This is a genomic window from Paenibacillus alkaliterrae, from assembly GCF_021532375.1.
GTDB classification, from domain to species: Bacteria; Bacillota; Bacilli; order Paenibacillales; family Paenibacillaceae; genus Pristimantibacillus; species Pristimantibacillus alkaliterrae.
Window position 1 is genome coordinate 1 of record NZ_JAKGAP010000139.1, and the last position, 3,493, is coordinate 3,493.

At 46.9% G+C, this 3,493-nt stretch carries 3 protein-coding genes and 1 pseudogene; all 4 read left to right on the forward strand.

The window, feature by feature from the left end; genetic code table 11:
• Nucleotides 1-881 precede the first annotated feature (881 nt).
• Nucleotides 882-1,808: pseudogene (locus tag L1N85_RS26655) on the forward strand (reverse transcriptase domain-containing protein).
• A 5-nt stretch (nucleotides 1,809-1,813) separates the two neighbouring features.
• Entirely contained in the window at nucleotides 1,814-2,209 is a 396-nt protein-coding gene (locus L1N85_RS27475; RefSeq protein WP_268818498.1) for a group II intron maturase-specific domain-containing protein, read from the forward strand.
• Nucleotides 2,210-2,820: 611 nt separating this feature from the next.
• Entirely contained in the window at nucleotides 2,821-3,162 is a 342-nt protein-coding gene (locus L1N85_RS26660) for an RNA-dependent RNA polymerase family protein (RefSeq protein WP_235242043.1), read from the forward strand.
• A gap of 4 nt (nucleotides 3,163-3,166) precedes the next feature.
• Nucleotides 3,167-3,418 (forward strand): RNA-dependent RNA polymerase family protein, encoded by a 252-nt coding sequence (locus L1N85_RS26665; protein WP_235242044.1) that lies wholly within the window; start codon nucleotides 3,167-3,169, stop codon nucleotides 3,416-3,418.
• The last annotated feature ends 75 nt before the right edge of the window (nucleotides 3,419-3,493 follow it).

Sequence of the window (3,493 nt, forward strand, 5' to 3'; positions counted from 1 at the left end):
GTGACAGATATTACTTATGGTACGCCCAGCTAACAAGATCCCGTAGTGGGACGAAGTTACTTGAGCATGTTTGGAATACATGTCGATTTTTTTTTTTACAGACATGCCCTTCTTCTGCTGTGAGAAGAAGTGAGTCGAAGCGGCGGTGACTTGCCGACACTGGCAAGGTGACGTAGTCCGCGGAAAACGGGGCTTGCGGCGAAACGGTTACGCCAAGATGAGTCTCTAGGCTGAGCATGGGAAGGTTGAGGAACACGAACCTATTAAACCGCATCTGAGGGTTGAAATGTCACCCCTGCCTACACCGTTTAACAGGCAGGTCGCGGACTGAACTTCCGTTAGCCGTATTGACGGAATTCACGAAAGTCGGTTGAATATGTATGTTTATCGGCTAGGAATCACGAAGAGTGCACAGCTAGATCATGATGTCCGCGACGACTTGCAGAATGCAAGGATAAAGACTGCGATAGGCAGCCTAACCCATGTGTAGAGTCCAACATGTGAACTGGGGAAAGTCTGCATAGATGCCAAGGGAGTGTGTTCCCCGATGTTATGCAGAATGACGGAGCCTCCGTAGTAGTCCGAGGCCGGGAAAGCCGGTCACATGGCAAAGGGAGGCAGTTTAAGTGGTTTACTTGGCTCATTAACTGACTTTAGTGAGGTGAAGACCTTTGATAATCAGTGAAATGCAAAGCAAACTGGCGACATGGTCAACAGAAAACAAGGAACGTAAGTTCGATCGACTAATCAGATTAATTGCTGACAGGTCTTGGCTAAGTGAAGCGGCTCGTATCACCCTCGCTTCGAGTGGAGCTCGAACACCGGGCGTTGATGGCGTGAACAAGCGCAAGATGGAAGAAAGACTTGATCTTGAACTAGAAATGTTACGCTATGAATTACTGACTGGAAATTACTGTCCGCAACCTGCCCGACGGGTGTACATCCCCAAAGCGAATGGCAAACTCAGACCGCTAGGTATTCCCTGTCTTCGAGATCGTATCGTACAAAGGGCAATGTTGATGGTAATGGAACCGATATGGGAAAGTGATTTCCATCCAGTATCCTATGGTTTCAGACCGGCGCGAAGCGTTCATCATGCAATTCGAACTGTCAAAATGCAATTGCAAGATGGAAACGAACAAACGAATGCAACCGCCGGTCGCTGGGTCATTGAAGGTGACTTGGCAAGCTACTTCGATACTGTTCACCATCGGTTGCTCATGAAGGCTGTCCGTAAACGCATATCTGACCAGAGACTCCTTTCCTTGCTGTGGAAGATGATCAAGGCATGATGCGTAGACCGTGGTTTATTTCGCGCTTCAAGCGAAGGAGTTCCGCAGGGCGGCGTCATTTCGCCGCTATTATCCAATATTATGTTACACGAATTTGATCAATGGATGGAAGCGAAATTTCTGAGTAAGAAGGTACGAAAAGATCGCTGGGCATGGAACTTCGGCATACAGAATGAGCGTCCTATCGCGATACATGAAAATCGGCAATGGAAACCTGCAATTTCTTACTGTCGCTATGCAGACGACTTTGTAGTCGTCGTCAAAGGAACCAAGGCACATGCAGAAGAAGTGCGGGAGGTATGTCGGGAATTTCTCGAAGATACGCTGAAACTCACGTTAAATATGGAAAAGACACATATTACACACGTCAACGATGGTTTTATTTTTCTCGGTCACCGCATTATTCGCAAACGAGGATCCCGAGGACGAATGCGCCCTGTCTCATCCATTCCATGGGAGAAGTACCGCCGTTTCACTGAGAAGCTAGTCAAGCAACTGTCAGGTATTACAGCATGAACAGAATGGACTTGGTTGAAAGCCTTAATCGACAACTTGCAGGATGGGCAAATTTCTACCAATATACCGACCATACTGCGACGATATTCAGCAAAGTAGATCGCACGGTATTTTGGAAACTCGGATACTGGCTCGCACGGAAGTACAAGCGTAGTTTCCGATCGTTAATGCGAGAATATGTCCGATCACCAGAAAAGGGCAAGGCTAAAATCTGGGTACTGCAGGGACAAAACAGTCGGGGATTCCATGGAGAATTGGCACTGAGAAGGCTGATAACCAGTCGAAAACGTTGGTTCACATGGCGAAATCCAGACGAAAACCCATACATTCTGCGTTCTGAGAAACGTCTTACAGTTGAATCTTATTATGACGAAGTCGCCTTTGCTTTAAGCAACACTTAAATGGAGAGCCGGATGCGCTGAGAGGGTGCGCCATGTCGTGCGCGGAAAGAATTGTCCGGTCACCGGACCAATGTCCTTGGAAATACGTTGAGAACAGCGCCTAACCTGAATCCGAAAGGAAGAGGGGACAAGAGCATGGCCGTAAAGCGTGGGTACTTTGAAGATGGTATAGAAGTTCGCCGCGCAAGTTCTGCTTGATATGGTTAAAAGCTACACTGCCTGAACCTGAATGACCAGGGATGGAACCGCACATCTGGGGATACACCGTCTAAATTCTCTCTACTTATCGCATATTCGAAATCTAGTTTCTTTCGAAGAACTCCAAGGCGATAAGCCATTGAACAGTGAGTTCAAGCAAGGTCATGAGTGGGAACCTAAGTCAAGCTATTACGTTCTTTCTGCGCAAAACATGGGATTGTCTAACGGGGGAGACCCTTATGGTAACGGAGTCTTCATAGTATCCAACGTGGCTGTTGTAATGATGGCTGCACAGGCGGACTCTAATATGTGCCGCTGGATCATCTATACCGCCAAAAGGGTAACCAAGTATGCGGGAGATCAGGAGAAGGAAGACAGGTGGTTACGATATCAAAGACTTGGAGGTATGCGGAATGCAAAAAGCCGAAAAAGTGTTGGATATCATCAGCGACAGGGGTAAGCGAAAGTTGCCGTTATATCGAATCTACCGTTTGCTTTATAACAAGGAATTATTTCTTATTGCCTACAAAAATATTTATGCCAACAACGGCGCGATGACAAAGGGTGTGACAAACGAAACGGTTGACGGCATGTCCATCGCTAAGATTGATCGAATCATTGATCAACTGAAGAGGGAAACCTACCGCTTCGCACCTGTCAGACGCGAATACATCAAGAAGAAAGGCAGTAAGAAGCAACGTCCTCTCGGACTACCCACATGGAATTCGAGACTGTTTTGGCAGCATCGATCATGACATTTTGCTTGGCATCCTGGCTGAAAAGATCAAAGACAATCGTTTCTTGAGACTGATGAAACAATTTCTGGAATGCGGATATCTGGAAGACTGGAAATATAATGCTACTCTGAGCGGCTGTCCGCAAGGGTCTATTCTGAGTCCGTTACTATCTAACGTCTACATGGGCAAGTTCGATCAGTTCATGGAAACGCATATCCTGCCTGCCTATAACCGCGGCGATAAACGTGCAGAGAATCCCTATCTGTCAGAATAGTTGTCATACCCCACAAATCAAAGTATAGTGAGGATAACGATGACGAGGTGAGAGATTATGAAGCCAGTGAACAAG